This is a genomic window from Variovorax sp. UMC13 (assembly GCF_014170375.1).
GTDB lineage: Bacteria > Pseudomonadota > Gammaproteobacteria > Burkholderiales > Burkholderiaceae_C > Variovorax.
This window is the reverse complement of sequence record NZ_LZZW01000001.1, coordinates 40151-57747: the sequence shown is the minus strand read 5'-3', so window position 1 is coordinate 57747 and position 17597 is coordinate 40151. Positions and strand designations below refer to the sequence as shown.

Below are 17597 nucleotides of genomic sequence, written 5' to 3'. Positions count from 1 at the left end.
TACGTCAGTGCTGCCCGAAAAGGCATGACGCAGGCGATGCATGAGCGTTCGCGGCAGCCTGTGACGTGGGTCACAAGCGCACGAACGCGTTAAGTGCGAGGAGGCTTGTCGAGAACGCGCGGCGTGAGCGTGGCCATCGTGATGGCCGGCTCCGCCAGATCGGCGTGTGGGAGGTCGTGGAGAACAGCGAGTTCCAGCGTGTTGGTCAGCGCCGTGGCGTGGCATGCGCCACAGGTGCCACATTTGTGTATCGCGTCAGGCTCCGCACTCGCGGTCTTGGCGGTGCCGTCCTTTGCGGGTGGCTTGGCTGCCTGCGCCGTCTCATGCTGATGGTCGCTGTGCCCGTCCGCATGCGGATGTTGGGCATGGTCGTGCATTCCGGGCAGTTCGACGGACATTTCGGCCACAGCGCCGGCGTGCCCGGGTTCGCAAAAGACCATGGCTGCCGCCGCGTACCCCTGAAGGGGCACGGCGAACATCACTATCCAAAGAACGAACAGGCGAACCCGGTACATGCAGCGAATTCTAAGTGGGGGGGGTGTCAGGTGGCCTGTGCGTATATCCAGTTCTACGCGTCTCGCTCAGGGTTGAGCCTGTGCGCGTACCTTACTGGTATCCACCTTGGGCGCCGTCAAGGGCGCGCCCAGCCTTGCAGCGGCATCCCAGTTGGGTTGCTTCTGCGCGGCTTCCAGTTCGGCCACCACTTCCGCGCGCGTCTTGCTCGGTCCCACTTTCGGCGTGGAGGCGAGCGATCCCCAGCGCAGCATGCCTGCCCATTCGGGCTTGGCGCGTGCTGCGGCCAAGTCGGCTGCCGCCTCGGCTTCGGTTTTGGCGCGCCCGGCATCGGCCGGGTGATAGACCACGCCGGCCTCGTTCGGTGCGAAATGAGACGGGGCTTCGGCATAGGCCGCAAACGGCGCGACGAATGCACCCCCCACGCCGACGGCGAGTGCGAACGAGAGGATTTGACGATTCTTCATGATGGGTCTCCTTCAATGGTTTGCTCAACGTCGCGAGCTGCACTGGCTCACCGGACTGGCAACCAAGCCGGCGATGCCAGCCTGTAGACCGGCATGTGGGCACTCTAGGAAGAGAGTCCGCCAATCGCCCTCCACCTGGATTACAAAGAAGTAATCCAGGTGCACTACCTCGCGCCGTACCATCAGCCGATGCGAATACTGGTCATCGAAGACGAACAAAAGCTGGGCGATTACCTCGTCAAGGGCCTCACCGAGAGTGGCTTCGTGGTCGACCTGGCACGCTCCGGTCCCGAAGGTCGCGCCCTTGCGCTCGATGGCGACTACGATCTGGTGGTGCTGGATGTCATGCTGCCGGGCGTCGACGGATTTGCCGTGCTGGAGGCAGTGCGTAAAACCAAGTCGATGCCAGTGCTGATGCTCACGGCCCGAGACGAAGTAACCGACCGGGTGCGCGGGCTCCAAAGCGGCGCGGACGACTACCTCGCCAAGCCATTCGCCTTCTCCGAATTGCTTGCCCGAATCCAGGCGCTTCTGCGCCGCGGCAAGCTCCATGAGGTGTCCAACTACGCGCTCAGGGACCTGAACCTCGATGTGGTGGCGCGCAAGGCGACGCGCAACGGGCACCGTCTCGAGCTGACCGCCAAGGAATTCGCATTGTTGAGCTTGCTCATGCGCCGCCAGGGCAATGTGCTGTCGCGCACGCAGCTGGCCGAGCAGGTGTGGGACATGAACTTCGACAGCGACACCAACCTGGTGGAGGTGGCCATCCGGCGGCTGCGCAGCAAGATCGACGATCCTTTCGAGGAGAAGCTGCTGCACACAGTACGCGGCATGGGGTACGTGCTTGAGAGTCGGCAGGACAGCGCTCCGTGAGCCCCGCGAAAACTATCGAGCCTTCCGGCACCGTCAGCCGCAACGCGACTGACGGAACAGCCAACGTCGCAACCATCGCGTCTCCACAAAGCACAGGCTCCATCCAAGCCGCCCTGTCTCGCTGGTTTGCGGCTCAGGCATTGATTGGTCTGAGCCTTGTGTGCGTGGCGATCTATGCCGTCACCGCTTGGAGCTTTCAGGTCAAGCAGGCCAGTGAGTTCGAGCGTCAGTCCGAGTTGATCAAGCATCTGATTCAGGAGTCGCGCGATGACGCAGGGCGCGACGAACTGCGCCACAAACTGGACGACTTCTTCTCGACCCACGCGGAAATCAGTCTGGTGCTGCGCCTCGGCAACGAAATCATCTACTCATCCACGCCTTCCCGGACGTCCGCGCGCTGGCTCTGGATGTCCACGCAGGAATCGCAGATGCGATCAGGTGATGCAGCCATGCACCTGCAACTTGGTATCGATGTCCAGGAGGATTCCCGGCTGTTGGCGCGGCTCGCCTGGACCCTCGTCGGTGCAACCTTTCTAGGCTCCGGAATCATCTCACTGACTGGGACGCTTCTAGTGCGTCGAGGGCTGAAGCCGCTACAGAAGCTCGTTCAACAAACTGCGGCCACGGGGCCGGCACATCCGGGGCGGCGCATCGATCCCGCGCCCTATGCATCTGAGATCACGCCATGGGTAACGCAATTCAACGCAGTGCTCGATCGTGCCGAACAGGCCTATCAGCAGCTGGAATCGTTCAATGCGGACGTTGCGCACGAACTTCGCACGCCGCTGGCTAACCTGATCGGAATGGTAGAGGTCGAGCTGGCGCGGCCGAGATCGGCCGAGGAACTGCGGGATGCTTTGTTGTCAGCGCTGGAAGAGGCAAGGCGCGTTTCTGCGATTGTGATCGACATGCTCTTTTTGTCCAAGGCGGACCGAGGTACCGTCGCGCGTCGGTCGGCCCCGGTCAGCTTGGCCGATCAAGTTCGTACGGTGCTGGATTTTCACGAGGCCACGTTGGAAGACGCGGGATTGAAGGTGCATGTCAGCGGCGATGCGAGCATTGGCATCGACGCCGCGCTGGTGCGTCGGGCATTGTCTAACCTGCTGAGCAACGCTAGCCGGTATGCGAAGGCTGGCTCCACGATCGCGATCGTGATCGACACGCAGCCCGACGGCATTTGGGTCAAAGTTGCCAACCGGGGCGAACCGGTCGCCGCCGACATGCTACCCAATCTTTTCAAGAGATTCTTTCGGGCAGAGCGGTCTCGCACCGATTCGTCGGAGCACCATGGGCTTGGCCTGGCGATAGTGGCCGCGATCGCGCGAATGCATGGAGGTCAGACCCGCGCTACCTCTCGATCTGGCGTCAATGAAATCAGCTTCTCCATGAGGTCAGAAGGCAGATAGACATTTTTCGCTGCGCTACTCATCTGGACGACGCGTGCGGCCAGCGATCCTTGCGTAAGTCGACTACCGCGCATGTCAATTCATGTTTCAACGCTTACGTCAAGACCTAATTTAACCAGGTTCAAAGTAAGTGTGTCATTGATTTAATGCATTCACCCTAAGGCCACATTGGCGAATGAAGGAAGATGATGATCTGCTCTGCCCGTGATCCAATTCATGCTGTACTGACCGTCTCCGGAAAATTCGACCCGAAAACTGCTTTGACGGATGGAGGGCTTGAGGCGGACTACGTTTGGCTTCAGGGCGAGAAAAAGCCGTGGGGACGTCCGAACCGGCGATCCGGTTTTGCCTTGACTGTTTACAGTGGAAATGTCTTTCAATTCGTTGAAAAATTGGAGGGTTTCTTTAAATTGCACGAATTCTCTATGGCGAAAATGCAGCATCAGGACGTGAGTTTTTGGTTGGCCATTAATGCGCGATTAGATTTTCATTCTGGTGCGGTTTCGGTTTTTTGTTTGAGCAGTTCTCTTGTAAGCAGTTTTGCAAGATTCCAAATCGAGCTCATTGTCAACGCCAGTAGCAATCGCTTAGTGCAACTTAGCTATGGGCTGCCGCCAGATGAGGACGGACCTGGATCTTTCGAACAGCTGGAGGCGTATGTCAAGGAGGTGGCTGGCGTTGACAATGTTTCTGACTATCTGACTGAAATTCGCTCGCATGGCGCATTTCAAGATAATCGACTGCTTAGAGCTTGGGAAGGCTTGCTGGAATCTCTTGGTTGGAAATTAAATGAACTGAGCGGCCTCTCGAATCTTTTGGGTTCCGGACTATACACTTGGTCAGATCGCCTGCAGCGCGAAATTCCGTTAGTGTTCGCTCCAATCGCTTATTTTCCTGGAGATGACAGTGACGCTTTGGTTCAAGAGGCGAAAGCATCTTTGTCTGCGCAGTATCCCGAGGGCGTTTTGCTTGGCTTTGAAACGCTAATGTTCAAGGAAGTAGGTGGCTTTCGGTACACGTTTGGGGGTTTGATTTTCTTTGGAAATCAGTGGCGGCCCTTTGCTCTTTCTCAAGCGGCAAACTCTTTCGATGCCCTTTTAACTCAACGGGAGTCGGGATTCAGCTTTCAACATCCTCAGCCAAACCATCAAGACGAAGGAGGACAGCTTGCGACCGGTTTCAATCTGATGCTTCAGGGTGGTGACCCTGAGTTGCCTTGGAAGGTCGTGCATCTTCATCAAGGTGAGTGGCAGGTTCCAATGCTCGTCTAAAGGTTGTATTTTTCAGTCGTTTAGCATGCTGACGGCGCAGCGGCCAGCTGACGCCACATGCGCACCAAGTTCGCGTTCAAGTCATGGCCCAGCGCCATGGCGGCCGCTGAAGTCTTGGACTGAGCATGTTCGGCCCGGACTTCGGCCTTGAGCGCGGAATCATGGCACCGCCGGGTGCGTCGTTTGGAGTCTTGATGATGTCTACGTATGGGTTTGGTGCACATCATGCTGGCCAGCCCTTCTTGGATTCAAATTGTGTTCGGCGGCCGCACCGGTCAGAGCGCTCGAGCGTCTTAACGCGCTTGTGTTGAGAAAGTTGCGGCGCCCAGCCCGTGCCCGCTACGCCCACCGGCAACGTCTGCAGCCGTGTCGAAATAGCGCACTCTGCAGATGACAAAACAGTAATCTGGGTGTGCGAAAACTCGCTGACCAGCGGCCTAGAGTTGATGCATCGGAAAGAGAAAAACCCACGGAGCTACTCGGCACTTTCTCACCTCCGGAAATGCAAACCCTCTCATTGCCAAAGGATCGAACATGAAGACTTCCCTCAAGACCTCCCTGACGCTGGCCGCACTGCTCGGCGCGATCGCTGGCCCCGCACTGGCCGGCAACTATGCCGAAGGTGATCCCCGCCCGGTGCCCCTGACGTCGAGCACCAGCCGCGCAGCGGTTGCCTCGGACACGCAGCGCTGGCTGCAGAACGCCCCCGATCAAGGCTATCCCGAGGGCAATCCACGCGCCGTCGTGAGCGTGTCATCCAACTCCCGCGCGGTCGTCCAGGCGGACACGCTAGCCTGGATGCGCTCGGGTCTGGCCGCAGCCACGAACGGCGAAGCGGGTGCGGACACGACCCGACCCGCCTACCGGCAAGCCGCCGCTGAGTACGCCCGTCTGAGCAGCGGCCCGGCGCTCGGCGCACCGGCGCAGCGCCTCACGCAACAGGATGCCCTGCCAGACGCTCCCACGACCGTGCGCCGCTGATGTAAGGGGCCGCCGGACATAGTCGGCGGCCTGGGCATTTGAGCGTCGACCACGGCGCTATACACGGCGCTATAGTCCACCGCAAGCCGCACATGTCGCCGCGGCCTACCTCTTTTACTGAGCGACAGGCCTAAAATTCGCGGAACCACTTCGCAAGCACGGACTCCATCAGCAGCTTTCTAAGCGTCCTTCGATGGCCATCACCGCAACCCTCCTCACACGGCTCGCCAGCGCACCATGCGTTGGGCGCGTGCTTGTGCTGGCGTTGCCAGTGGCGCAGCGATGACGCGTGGACTCGTGCGGATCTTGGCCCGTGGCCTGATCGGCATGCTGCTGCTCTCGCAGTTGGCGATCGCCGCCTACGCTTGCCCCGCGCTCTCCTCAACTCTGGCGGGCAGCTCGGCCACCGCGATGTCCATGTCGATGGCGCAAGATGTTGTCGCTGCAACAGACGATGCCAGTGGCCCAACCATGCAAGGATCACCCTGTGCGGACATGATCGGCGCGACAGACACGGCTTCCAGCAATCTGTGTGCCGAGCACTGCAAGTACGGACAGCAGAGCGACCATGCTTCCACGCTGACGGTCCCTGCGGTGTTGCTGTCGGCCCTCTACCCCATGACCCCCTGGGCGCCTGAGACGGCGTCACCTCCGCGTCCTGCGGCGGCCTCTCTGAGTGCACTGGTTGCGGCATCGCCGCCACACGCCATCCTGCACTGCGTCTACCGAACTTGATCGCCTGACCGAACTTGCGCCGACGGCCTGTTGCTGGTCGGTGCAGCGCGTCGGTCGTGCCTTGCCGTGTTCGCCGAGTTGTGCTCGGGCGCAGCGGCGCGGCCCGACAACCTACTCGCAGGTTTGTCAGGAGATCTCATGTTCACCATTGCCTTTCCGGCTGCGCCGATCGCTCGATCCGCGCGCCACTTTTTCCGTCCCACTAGCCTCTGGGTCGTGGCGCTGGCGCTGGCGCTGAGCGCGAGTGCCTTCGGCCTGAGTGCCCACGCACAACAGACGCTTTCACTCGACGCTGCAATGCGATTAGCGGAGGAGCGCTCGCGACAGCTCGTCGCACAGGACTCGGCCGCAGGTGCCGCACGCGCCATGGCCGTGGCCGCCGGGCAACTGCCCGATCCCGTGCTCAAGGCCGGCATCAGCAATCTGCCTGTCAACGGAAGCGACCGCTTCAGCCTCACGCGCGACTTCATGACGATGCGCTCGATCGGCGTGATGCAGGAATTCACCCGTTCCGACAAGCGCCAGGCCCGCGCGGCGCGCTTTGACCGAGAAGCCGAGGTCGCCGAAACGGGCCGCGCCGTAGCCTTGGCCAACCTGCGGCGCGACACCGCGACCGCTTGGCTTGATCGCTATTACCAGGGGCGGATGCGAGAACTGCTGCAAACCCAACGTGCAGAGCTGAACCTGCAGATCGAGGGCGCCGACGCCGCCTACCGCGGTGGCCGCGGCACACAGGCCGATGTGTTCACGGCGCGCTCCGCGTTGGCGCAACTGGACGACCGCATCCTTGCGCAGGAGCGCCAGATCGCCACGGCCCAGACGCGTTTGGCGCGCTGGGTCGGGCCGGGCACCCCCCAACCCTCGATGGTGCTCCCGGAACTGGGCTCCGTGCGCCTGGACGCCCGCAATCTGGAGACCCAGATCGGTGAGCACCCGCCGATCGCGCTTATGGCGCGACAGGAAGCGGTGGCGCGCGCGGAAGCCGACGTCGCGCAAAGCAACAAGCGCTCCGACTGGAGTGTGGAACTGATGTACAGCCAGCGGGGGGCGGCCTACTCGAACATGGTGTCGCTGAACCTGTCGATCCCACTGCAGTTGGACCAGAAGAATCGCCAGGATCGGGAACTCGCGGCCAAGCTGGCGGCGGTCGAACAACTGCAGGCCCAGCGTGAGGAAGCGACGCGAGAGAGTGCCGCCGAGGCTCTCTCATGGTTGCAGCAGTGGCAGAGCAACCGCAAACGGCTCGCCCTGTACGACAGCTCGCTCATCCCGCTCGCCGCTGAACGCACGCAAGCGGTGCTGGCTGCCTATCGCGGCGGTGCGGGCACTTTGAGCGCCGCACTCGAGACACGACGCATGGAGATCGACACGCGCCTGGAACGCCTTCGCCTCGAGATGGAGACCGCTGCGCTCTGGGCCCAACTCGAGTTCCTGATCCCCGCCACCCATCCAGCGATCGATACCGGCCCGTCTGCGGCCGCGGGCGAGACCAAGGAGCCGCAGAAATGATAACAAGACCTCTCTTCCTTGGACTGATCGCGACAGCAGTCCTCGCTGCGGCAGCCTTCGGTGCTTACACCTTCGGGGTACAGCGCGGCAGGAGCCTGGGACCATCGTCCGCCTCCTCCGGGGGCACTTCGTCGATGGCCACACCGTCAGCGAGCACAACGGCTGCTCCTGCAGCCTCTCCCAACGAAATCGGCGAAAACGCGACGCGGCGCCACATCGCAGCGGGCCTGAAGGCCGGCGACACCGACCCGGCCAACGGCAAGAAGATCCTCTATTACCACGACCCCATGGTGCCGGGGAACAGGTTCGACAAGCCCGCCAAATCGCCCTTCATGGACATGATGATGTCGCCCGTCTACGCGGGTGGCGACGGCGACCAGAACAGTGTGACGGTGAGTGCGCGCGTGCAGCAGAACCTGGGCGTGCGAACCGCTGTGGTGTCCGAGGGCACCGTGTCGCCGCAGGTGGCCACGGTCGGCAGCATCGCCTTCAACGAGCGCGACCAGGTCATCGTGCAGGCCCGGGCGACCGGGTATGTCGAACACCTGAACGTGCGCGCCACGCTGGACCAGGTGAAAAAAGGCCAAGCGCTGGCTGAGCTCTATGTCCCGGAATGGATCGCGGCGCAGGAAGAGTTCCTGTCGGTGCAGCGCATGCGCGGCACCGACCTGGCCCCGCTGGTCGACGGTGCGCGTCAACGTATGCGCCAGGTCGGCATGAACGATGGGCAGATCGAACTCGTCGCGCGCAGCGGCCGCACCCAGCCTCGCATCACGCTGGTCGCGCCCATCGGTGGCGTCGTCACGGAACTTGCCGCGCGCGAAGGCATGACGGTGAGCGCCGGCACCACGCTGTTTCGCATCAACGGTCTGGCCACCGTCTGGGCCAACGCCGAAGTGCCCGAAAGCCAGTCGGCGCTGGTGCGCCCCGGCGCCAGGGTGCAGGCCAGGACGCCCGCCGCGCCCGGCGAGACCTTCGATGGCAAGGTGCAGGCCCTTCTTCCCGATGTGAATCCGGCGACGCGCACCCTGAAGGCACGTGTGGAACTGGCCAATCCGACCGGCAGGCTCGTACCCGGCATGTTCGTGTCGATGCAGTTCACGGACGTGCGTGCCGACAAGGCGCTGCTGATCCCGACCGAGGCCGTCATCCAGACCGGCAAGCGCTCGGTCGTCATGCTGGCGGAGGACAACGGCCGATTCCGACCGGTCGACGTCGAGATCGGCCTCGAAAGCGGCGGCCAGACCGAGATCAAGCGCGGATTGCAGGCCGGCCAGCGCGTCGTGGCGTCCTCGCAGTTCCTGATCGACTCCGAGGCCAGCCTCAAGGGGGTCGAGGCACGCCTGAACGCCGTGCCCACTACGGCAGCGCCTGCGACGGCCACCCCTGCAATGCCGGTTGCTGCGGCGCCAAGGCATGTGGGCGAAGGCAAGGTGGAAAGTATCACCAAGGATGCGATGACCTTCTCGCATGAACCAATCCCGAAAATGAAGTGGGGCGCGATGACCATGGAGTTCAAGCTGCCGCCCGGCGGCGCGCCAGGCAGCCTGAAGCCCGGCGACCGCGCGAGCTTCGAGTTCTTCATCGACACGGACGACCTGCCGCAGCTCACCCGGGTGACACCCATGGCAACGGCTCCCATGGCAGGCACCTCTGCGGACTCCAAGGCCCCTCCAGTCGCTACGCCAGCTGCGCCCGCAACCCCGGGAAGCAAGCCATGATCGCCAAGCTGATTCGGTGGTCCATCGCCAACCGCTTCCTCGTGCTGCTGGCCACGGTGATACTCAGCGCCTGGGGCGTGTATTCCGTCCTGCGCACGCCGCTGGACGCGCTGCCCGACCTCTCGGACGTGCAGGTCATCATCCGCACGAGCTACCCGGGCCAGGCGCCGCGCATTGTCGAGAACCAGATCACTTACCCCCTCACCACGACTATGCTGTCGGTGCCGGGGGCGAAGACGGTCCGTGGCTACTCCTTCTTCGGCGACTCGTTCGTCTACGTGCTGTTCGAGGACGGGACCGATCTCTACTGGGCGCGCTCGCGGGTGCTGGAATACCTGAACCAGGTGCAGTCGCGCCTGCCCGCCGGCGCGAAGGCCTCGCTCGGCCCCGATGCCACCGGCGTGGGGTGGATCTACCAGTACGCCTTGGTCGACCGTGGCGGCACACAGGACGCCTCACAGTTGCGCGCCTTGCAGGACTGGTTCCTCAAGTACGAACTGAAGACCGTGCCCAACGTGGCCGAGGTCGCCTCGATCGGCGGCATGGTGCGCCAGTACCAGGTCGTGCTCGATCCCGAGAAGCTCGCCGCCTACCGGATCCCGCACACCAAGGTGGTGGAGGCGATCCAGAAAGCCAACCAGGAGACCGGCGGCTCGGTGCTCGAGCTCGGCGAGGCGGAATACATGGTGCGAGCCTCGGGCTACCTCCAGGGTCTGGAGGATTTCCGCAAGATCCCGCTGATGACGACCGACGCCGGTGTGTCGGTGCGCCTGGGCGACGTGGCGCGCATCCAGGTCGGGCCCGAGATGCGCCGCGGCATCGGCGAGCTCGATGGTGAAGGCGAAGCCGTCGGCGGCGTGATCGTGATGCGCTCGGGAAAGAATGCGCTGGAGACCATCACCGCCGTCAAGGAAAAGCTCCAGACCCTGCAGGCCAGCCTGCCCAAAGGGGTGGAGATTGTGCCGACCTACGACCGGTCCAACCTGATCGAGCGAGCGGTCCGCAACCTGGGCTTCAAGCTGCTAGAGGAATTCATCGTCGTCGCGGTGGTGTGTTTCATCTTCCTGTTCCATCTGCGTTCCGCATTCGTTGCGATCGTCTCGCTGCCGATCGGCATCCTGGCGGCCTTCATCGTGATGCGCTACCAGGGCGTCAACGCCAACATCATGTCGCTCGGTGGCATCGCGATCGCTATCGGCGCGATGGTGGATGCAGCGGTGGTGATGATCGAGAACGCCCACAAGCACATCGAGAAGTGGAGGCACGATCACCCGGACCAGACGCTGCGCGGAGAGACCCATTGGCGCGTGATCGCGGACTCGGCCGCCGAGGTGGGCCCCGCGCTGTTCTTCTCGCTGCTCATCATCACGCTGTCGTTCATCCCGGTCTTCACGCTGGAGGCCCAAGAAGGACGCATGTTCTCGCCGCTGGCCTTCACCAAGACCTACGCAATGGCGGCAGCAGCCGGACTCTCGGTGACATTGATCCCGGTGCTGATGGGCTACCTGATCCGCGGCAGGATTCCCGATGAGAAGACCAATCCGCTGAACCGGCTCCTCATCGCGGTCTATCAACCACTGCTGAATGCGGTGCTGCGCTGGCCCAAACTGACGCTGTCGGGCGCCGTGGTCGTGCTGGTGCTGAGCCTGTGGCCGCTGCAGCACATCGGCGGCGAGTTCATGCCGCGCCTGGACGAGGGCGACCTGCTCTACATGCCCTCGGCTCTGCCGGGCCTGTCGACGGGCAAGGCCGGCGAGCTGCTGCAGCAGACCGACCGGCTGATCAAGACGGTTCCCGAGGTGGCGAGCGTCTACGGCAAGGCCGGGCGCGCGGAGTCGGCGACCGATCCGGCACCGATGGAGATGTTCGAAACGACCATCCAGTTCAAGCCGCGCGAGCAGTGGCGCGCCGGCATGACGCAGGGCAAGCTGGTTGAGGAGCTCGACCGCATCGTCAAGGTGCCCGGCCTGACCAACATCTGGGTCCCACCGATCCGCAACCGGATCGACATGCTGGCCACGGGCATCAAGAGCCCGGTGGGCGTGAAGGTGGCGGGCACCGATCTTGCCACCGTCGACCGCATCACCGGCGAGATCGAGAGCGTGATCAAGGACGTGCCGGGCGTGTCGAGCGCCTTGGCCGAGCGGCTCACCGGCGGCCGCTACGTGGACGTGAACATCAAGCGCGACGAGGCGGCGCGGTTCGGCATGAACATCGCAGATGTGCAATCGGTCATCGCTTCGGCGGTAGGTGGCGAGAACATTGGCGAAATGGTCGAAGGATTGCAGCGTTTCCCGATCAACGTGCGTTACCCGCGTGAGATCCGCGACTCCCTGGAGCAGCTGCGTGCCGTTCCGATCGTCACCGAGCGCGGCACGCGCCTGGTGCTCTCCGACGTTGCGGACATCCGTGTCACCGACGGGCCGCCGATGCTGCGCAGCGAGAACGCGCGGCTGTCGGGCTGGGTATACGTGGACATTCGCGGACGGGACCTGCGTTCGGCGGTGCAGGACATGCAGCGCGTGGTTGCGAAGGAAGTGAAGCTGCCCCCGGGCTACGCGGTGTCGTGGTCCGGTCAGTTCGAGTTCCTGGAGCGCGCCACGGCGAAACTGAAAATGGTGGCGCCGTTCACGCTGCTGATCATCTTTGTGCTGCTGTACCTGACCTTCAAGCGCTTCGATGAAGCACTGCTGATCATGGCTGCGCTGCCGTTCGCGCTGGTCGGGGGCATCTGGTTGCTCTACCTGCTCAGCTACAACCTGTCCGTCGCCGGCGCGGTCGGCTTCATCGCGCTCGCGGGGGTGTCAGCGGAGTTCGGCGTGATCATGCTGCTGTACTTGAAACATGCCTGGGACGATCGCATTGCCCAGGGTAAGACGAGCACCGCCGACCTGCTGGATGCAATCCGCGAGGGCGCGGTACTGCGCGTGCGTCCGAAGGCCATGACGGTTGCGGTCATCCTGGCGGGGCTGTTCCCGATCATGTGGGGGACCGGAACGGGCTCCGAGGTGATGCAACGCATCGCCGCGCCGATGGTGGGCGGGATGATCACGGCCCCGCTGCTGTCGATGTTCGTGATCCCGGCGGCGTACCTGTTGATGCGGCTGCCGCGCGAGCCCCGCGAACAACACGCACCTCGCCTCGCGTTCGGGAGAAGAGGCCATGACCCAGCTTGATCACTTGCAATGGCGCGCGCCTTTCGGCGTTCCGGTGCTCCCGTAGGCGAGCATCTGAGTCCGACCTGCATTGAGGGAAGCGCTGCGATGGGGCGTCGGGCCGCGAAACTCACCCTCGAATAAAACTAATGCCAAAGTATTGCAAGGTGCGTCGCTGCACCCTACAGTTACATGGTGATGCGGGCCTTTGTGTTGTTCCTCCTTCTTCTTTTCGTGTCGTTGGGCGCAGCCCATGCACACGAGGGAGGGGCAACGCCAGCTGCCAGGGAGAAAGCCCATGCCCTTCTTCATTTGGAGAAGCAGGCCCACCATCATCACCAAGACGGCACCATCGCCGTCGATCAGTCGCCTGAATCGAAAGGGCACATTGCGGCGGACGGCGTGCACGCAGCATTCATAGGTTTAGCGGATCTTTCGCTTCCAGCGCTTTTGCAGCAGGCTGAACTTCCGCTTGGGTTAGCTCAGCCGACGTCGGCTCCATATCTCGAACGTCTCAAGCGCCCCCCTCGACTCAGGGATCGCGCTTAGCCGGTCATGGCGCGACGCGGGATGACATGCGTGCTTGCTCGCGGGTCATTCGTTGCGTTGGTTGCCTGACCGGCCATTCCTTGCGTCAGCCTGAAAGGGGCGCTACCTCATTTGATGCCGATGTTGCGTGACCTGCGCCATGTGCAGGCCGCAGCTCTGCGCATCCAGCCAAGGAAATTGCGATGTTGATGGACATTTTTCGATCAAAGCTCACGCACGCCCAAAAATTGCAAGCGGTATACGAGCAGAAGTTTCTGAACAATGTGAACGAGAACCTATTCATGGGTTCGTTCGATAGCTTTGATGATGCGGTTGCGCACGCGCCTCCAAGCAAAGCGGTCGGCTATGACAACGCTGAAGCGGCTCGGGGGATGTACGGCCACCAAGTCTGCAGCTGGGACTACGCGTCCGTGTACTGGATCTCCGACGCCTTCGCGCGAGGCATGACAAGCATCTTCGATCTTGGCGGCCATGTCGGAATCAAGTACTACGCCTTCAAGCGGATCATTGAGTATCCCGAGTCCATGCGCTGGACCGTGTGTGACGTGCCAGGTGTGGTGTTGACTGGCGAACAGCTTGCCAAGGAGCGTCAAGCTTCAGCGCAATTGAAGTTCTGCACAGACTTTCGGCAAGCCGATGGTTGTGATGTGCTGTATTTGTCGGGAAGCCTTCAGTACCTCCCGTACCGAATGTCGCAAATACTCGCAACACTTTCGCGTAAGCCTCGCCGGGTGATGCTGAACATCACGGCTGCCCATGAGTTTCAGACGATGTACACGCTCAACAGCATCGGATTCGCAGTTTGCCCCTACCGAATTCAGCATCAAGATGAAATCCTCAGCGAGATTCGCCTGGCCGGCTACAAGAGACGAGACACGTGGCGCAACGATGGCAAGGAGATCGTCATTCCCTTCGTAGAAGGCGGAGACAGCGCGTACTACCTTGGCTGTTGCTTCGATCGAGTGAACTGAGGTTCAACGAAGGCCGCAGAATGCAAGCAGCCAAGTAAAACATGCTTGAGGCGGCCGCTGTTCGGCCTTGTTAGGCCGGCGGCTCCCAGCGATGCGGCAGCAAGAGGTGGATATCGCGTGCTGGGTGTGTCGGCTTCTCTCTTTCTCAAGTGCATTTGCTTTCACACACAAATTTCCACGGAATCGTAAGTAGCTAAAAGTCGAGCGGAATCAATGGACTAGCGAATACTTACTGTAAGTACCGTTCAGAACTGGTGGACCCCGACACCGGCGAAGTACCTCAACAGCGTTTCCAAGGCTCAACTCATCGAAGCAGTGACCGAGGCCTGCGGCGCCGAGTCGGCGAAGGCGATGCCGTCGTTCAAGAAGGGCGAAGCCGTGGCGCATGCAGAAGCGAAGTTGGCAGGCACCCGCTGGCTCCCAGCGCCGCTGCGCCGCAAGGTGAAGCCCGAGTAAGCGGGTAAGGGGCACAGGCCCGGCGACCCATCCAGGGCGCCGGGCTTTTTTTCGTCCGCGCGATGGCAAGACCGCGCCGCCGTGCCCAGCGCTGCAGGCCAGCGCTTCGCGCCCAACAGTTTCGCGAGACCGCGAAATGTCATCGAGCAGCGCTCGCGCGAGCCTCTTTTGATCCGGTGGCCAGGTCGGGCGCCCTGGCGCTGCTGCGCAGCTGATCGGCGGCGCTGCGCGCCGAGGGATCGCGTTGCCGATGGCACCGCGCGTGCCGTCTACGGCATCCCTGTCTGCAAGCAGATTCGTACGTCCTTCGGCGTCCTTGTAGCGGATGATGCAGATGAGGCAGCACGTTGTGGCCACCGGCGAGAGATGACGTTATCTGTTTTTACGAGAAGATTTCGGCATGGAACCAGCTTCGCGTTTCACTCTGCCGCAATCAGTCGAAACACCGGGGCCCGTCTCGATGAGTGGGAGAAGCGCAGCGAGAGGAGCGGTGAGAGCCAATGCAATCGCGCCACCTGCGCGCGCAAGTAGGGGCCCCTTTTCAATTTGAAACTCCGGGTTCTTGAATGAGCCTGTGGCGCGCACCGGCGTCCGTAGTGAAAGGATGCCCGGGTTCTTGGGCTTAGGCTCAACAAGGAAGTCGAAACGCTCTGCAGCAAGGTCGAACGAACCGGTGCCGACGATTTGCGTCTCTTCCGTGTCGATCACCATCAACGTGGAGCGACCCTGGCCGCCGGCCACGTCGAACGCCACACCGCCGCAGTTCACTGCGATCGTCTTGTCACCGGACAGGAGGAGTTGGACCACCTTGCCCCCGTTCAGACCGCTCACAGCGTCAGCAAGGTTGGAGATCCTTCCGTTGACCACTGCCAGATGCAAGCTGCCGTTGGCCTTGGCCGCGGCGTCGGCGATTGAATTGCCGCGGCCGTTGAGCTTCAACGCACCGCCGACTTGGCCTGCACCTTGGGCGATTTTCTCTTGTTTGGGCAACAGCTTGGCGATCTGAATCTTTTTGAAATCGACCTGGAGATCGGTATTGATGATGGGCTGCCGCGCGTCCAACTTGGCGCGCGACGCGATCGTTCCGCCTGCGAAGCCGAAGTCAAGTTGAGAGAGGTCAAGCACCGCGTCCTTCAGGCGCAGAGAGGCGCGAAGGCTTTCAAGGGGCAGGGCGCTAGGTACCTCGAGCCGGGCCGCATCAAGGGTGACTTCGGCGTCGATTTTTTCCAGGCGGCTCCCATCGAACTTGCCGGCTGGAAGGATGTGGTTCGGATCTGCGGCTTGGTCGGCAGCCTTAGCCGTTTCTCGTTTGTTCGTTGCAGCTTGGGACGTGGCGGGCTTTCCGCCCGACTCTTTGGTCTGTACCCCGATCACCGGCCCCAAATCCGTGAGCTTGAGCAGCTTGCTGTGAAGTTCCGCAGTGAGAAGCGGACGTGGTTCCTGGTCGACGTACGCTCCCTTGCCGTAGATATCGGTCGAACCGATCTTGCCCTCCAGGTCGTCGATGGTGTATCGGTTGCCTTTGAGAATCAGGTGGCCACGCAGGCTGTAGGGCGGCGAAGCGGGTAGAGGCAAAAGCAGGAAGGGGTACAGGTTGGCAAGCGTCTCTCCCTCGATCCGCAGCTGCGTATCGATGCCGGAAATGTCAGCCGCGTCCGCGATGGTGCCCTCTACCCGCACGCGGGTCGTGCCGGCCTTCAGGTCGCCGTTGAAAGGGAAGGGGACACCAGACTCCTGGAAGCTGAGTACTTCGCCCGTCAGCGCCGTACCTGAAAAGCCTGCATCGTGGTACTTGCCGCTGAAGGCGTAACGCGTGGAATAGCGGTTGTTGCTCGGCGCCGCGTCGGCGTCCTTTACCTTTTCTTGTTGAGCGGGATCGAAGGTGCTGGCGATGACTTCCAGATTGAAAGGCTCGCCGTGATCGAAGTACCTCAGCCGACCCTCATCGACCGACAAGGTGCTGATGCGAAGCTTGCTTGGAGAAGAGCTTTCCGATGGCTCGGCTAGCACCCAGTTCCTCCGCTCATCCTTGAGTTTCTCGAAGACCAGGTCTGGCTTGGTAAGGGCCACTCGTGGGATGAGGATCTTGTCGGGCAGGTCCCGAAGCGAGATGGAGAACTCAACCATCTCGACACGCGCCATGGCCTCTTCTTTGGACCATTTGGCGTTGCCGAAGTACACGTTCCTCATCCGCACTGTCGGTGTGAAGCCTAGGCGCACGTGCAGGTCGTCCATCTTGAACGTTCGCTGCGTTTTCTGGGAAATGTATCGCTCGATGGGCGCGCGCACCCAGTTCCAGTCAAACAACGCGGCCACGATAACCAAAACCAACACTAAAAGGCCGATCCCTGTGAAAACTGGATGCCGGCGCGCGTGATACGCAAGTGAACTCATGGCCGCGCCTCTAGTGTCAGAAGAAAGCTAAGTTTTAGTTTGGATACCGCAGTCCCTCGTCGACAGACCGTCTGTGACGCTTGTAGGACTTGGCCTGTAAAGGCACTTGATTCGTCCCCGCTCGCGACCGATGCCACCACGAGCAAGGGATCGAACTGCGTTCCGCCCTGTCAAAGTTGCGCAGTGAGATGCATCAACCCGCTGGATCGTAAGAACGGAGGCAGGCACCGGTCCGGAATCCTCCGGACTGATGCACATGGCGCGCCGGGCGGCCGCCATTCCCTTTGAGGGACCGGCCTTGCGTCGGCCGCAGGCCTTAGCCTTGCGTGGGCATCGCGCAATGGACTGTCGCAAAGGTAGGCCCAAGCCAAGCCGACGTCGGCCATCGCGCGGTTGACAGTCCTTCTGGCGATTATCAGCGTGCCGACGGTCGCTTGTAGCGGTGCCCCGCTCCTTGGCGGTGGCCGCCTGACAGAAGGCAAAAGCCCGGGAGAGCGTCCTTTGAGCGCGTGCTCCGGTGGTCGCTTCTCTGGGACATCGATCTCTGGGAGGCGGGCCCTTACGGGTCGACCAGGACGTCGACGGGGTCGCCCTGA

At 62.0% G+C, this 17597-nt stretch carries 13 protein-coding genes; 10 read left to right on the top strand and 3 right to left on the bottom strand.

What is annotated here, in order from left to right; genetic code table 11:
- Positions 1-89 precede the first annotated feature (89 nt).
- Both A9977_RS00215 and A9977_RS00210 read right to left on the bottom strand, forming a co-directional pair.
- Positions 90-515, bottom strand: a complete 426-nt coding sequence (locus tag A9977_RS00215; RefSeq protein WP_220811403.1) for a hypothetical protein — start codon at positions 513-515, stop codon at positions 90-92.
- 66 nt (positions 516-581) lie between these two features.
- Positions 582-980 carry a hypothetical protein gene (locus A9977_RS00210; RefSeq protein ID WP_183022843.1) on the bottom strand — a complete coding sequence of 133 codons (399 nt, stop codon included), beginning with the start codon at positions 978-980 and terminating at the stop codon, positions 582-584.
- Between the two features lie 189 nt (positions 981-1169).
- On the opposite strand from A9977_RS00210, the gene A9977_RS00205 reads away from it, so the two are divergent.
- The 10 genes from A9977_RS00205 (at position 1170) to A9977_RS00160 (ending at position 14607) form a co-directional block, all read left to right on the top strand.
- Entirely contained in the window at positions 1170-1853 is a 684-nt protein-coding gene (locus tag A9977_RS00205; protein ID WP_183022862.1) for a heavy metal response regulator transcription factor, read from the top strand.
- Positions 1850-3259, top strand: coding sequence for a heavy metal sensor histidine kinase (locus tag A9977_RS00200; RefSeq protein WP_183022842.1), 1410 nt, complete (start codon positions 1850-1852; stop codon positions 3257-3259). Before A9977_RS00205 ends, A9977_RS00200 begins: the two co-directional genes overlap by 4 nt.
- 185 nt (positions 3260-3444) lie before the next feature.
- On the top strand, positions 3445-4530 hold the full coding sequence (locus A9977_RS00195; protein ID WP_183022841.1) for a hypothetical protein: 1086 nt from the start codon (positions 3445-3447) through the stop codon (positions 4528-4530).
- Positions 4531-5064: 534 nt separating this feature from the next.
- Positions 5065-5511, top strand: a complete 447-nt coding sequence (locus tag A9977_RS00190; RefSeq protein WP_183022840.1) for a hypothetical protein — start codon at positions 5065-5067, stop codon at positions 5509-5511.
- A gap of 282 nt (positions 5512-5793) precedes the next feature.
- Positions 5794-6246, top strand: coding sequence for a hypothetical protein (locus A9977_RS00185; protein ID WP_183022839.1), 453 nt, complete (start codon positions 5794-5796; stop codon positions 6244-6246).
- A 138-nt stretch (positions 6247-6384) separates the two neighbouring features.
- Positions 6385-7755, top strand: a complete 1371-nt coding sequence (locus tag A9977_RS00180; protein WP_183022838.1) for a TolC family protein — start codon at positions 6385-6387, stop codon at positions 7753-7755.
- Positions 7752-9476, top strand: a complete 1725-nt coding sequence (locus tag A9977_RS00175; protein WP_183022837.1) for an efflux RND transporter periplasmic adaptor subunit — start codon at positions 7752-7754, stop codon at positions 9474-9476. Before A9977_RS00180 ends, A9977_RS00175 begins: the two co-directional genes overlap by 4 nt.
- Positions 9473-12652, top strand: coding sequence for an efflux RND transporter permease subunit (locus A9977_RS00170; protein ID WP_183022836.1), 3180 nt, complete (start codon positions 9473-9475; stop codon positions 12650-12652). The genes A9977_RS00175 and A9977_RS00170 overlap by 4 nt, the downstream gene beginning before the upstream one ends.
- A 710-nt stretch (positions 12653-13362) precedes the next feature.
- Positions 13363-14151 carry a TIGR04325 family methyltransferase gene (locus tag A9977_RS00165; RefSeq protein WP_259651744.1) on the top strand — a complete coding sequence of 263 codons (789 nt, stop codon included), beginning with the start codon at positions 13363-13365 and terminating at the stop codon, positions 14149-14151.
- Between the two features lie 315 nt (positions 14152-14466).
- On the top strand, positions 14467-14607 hold the full coding sequence (locus tag A9977_RS00160; RefSeq protein ID WP_183022835.1) for a hypothetical protein: 141 nt from the start codon (positions 14467-14469) through the stop codon (positions 14605-14607).
- 372 nt (positions 14608-14979) lie between these two features.
- Here the strand turns inward: A9977_RS00160 and A9977_RS00155 are convergent, their stop codons facing one another.
- Positions 14980-17001, bottom strand: coding sequence for an AsmA family protein (locus tag A9977_RS00155; RefSeq protein ID WP_183022834.1), 2022 nt, complete (start codon positions 16999-17001; stop codon positions 14980-14982).
- Positions 17002-17597: the final 596 nt, after the last annotated feature.

What these genes read in the sequence shown, in the direction of transcription:
- A9977_RS00215 (WP_220811403.1), bottom strand. Translation starts at nt 515, where the DNA reads ATGTACCGGGTTCGCCTGTTCGTTCTTTGGATAGTGATGTTCGCCGTG.
- A9977_RS00210 (WP_183022843.1), bottom strand. Translation starts at nt 980, where the DNA reads ATGAAGAATCGTCAAATCCTCTCGTTCGCACTCGCCGTCGGCGTGGGG.
- A9977_RS00205 (WP_183022862.1), top strand. Translation starts at nt 1,170, where the DNA reads ATGCGAATACTGGTCATCGAAGACGAACAAAAGCTGGGCGATTACCTC.
- A9977_RS00195 (WP_183022841.1), top strand. Translation starts at nt 3,445, where the DNA reads ATGATGATCTGCTCTGCCCGTGATCCAATTCATGCTGTACTGACCGTC.
- A9977_RS00190 (WP_183022840.1), top strand. Translation starts at nt 5,065, where the DNA reads ATGAAGACTTCCCTCAAGACCTCCCTGACGCTGGCCGCACTGCTCGGC.
- A9977_RS00185 (WP_183022839.1), top strand. Translation starts at nt 5,794, where the DNA reads ATGACGCGTGGACTCGTGCGGATCTTGGCCCGTGGCCTGATCGGCATG.
- A9977_RS00180 (WP_183022838.1), top strand. Translation starts at nt 6,385, where the DNA reads ATGTTCACCATTGCCTTTCCGGCTGCGCCGATCGCTCGATCCGCGCGC.
- A9977_RS00175 (WP_183022837.1), top strand. Translation starts at nt 7,752, where the DNA reads ATGATAACAAGACCTCTCTTCCTTGGACTGATCGCGACAGCAGTCCTC.
- A9977_RS00170 (WP_183022836.1), top strand. Translation starts at nt 9,473, where the DNA reads ATGATCGCCAAGCTGATTCGGTGGTCCATCGCCAACCGCTTCCTCGTG.
- A9977_RS00165 (WP_259651744.1), top strand. Translation starts at nt 13,363, where the DNA reads ATGTTGATGGACATTTTTCGATCAAAGCTCACGCACGCCCAAAAATTG.
- A9977_RS00155 (WP_183022834.1), bottom strand. Translation starts at nt 17,001, where the DNA reads ATGAGTTCACTTGCGTATCACGCGCGCCGGCATCCAGTTTTCACAGGG.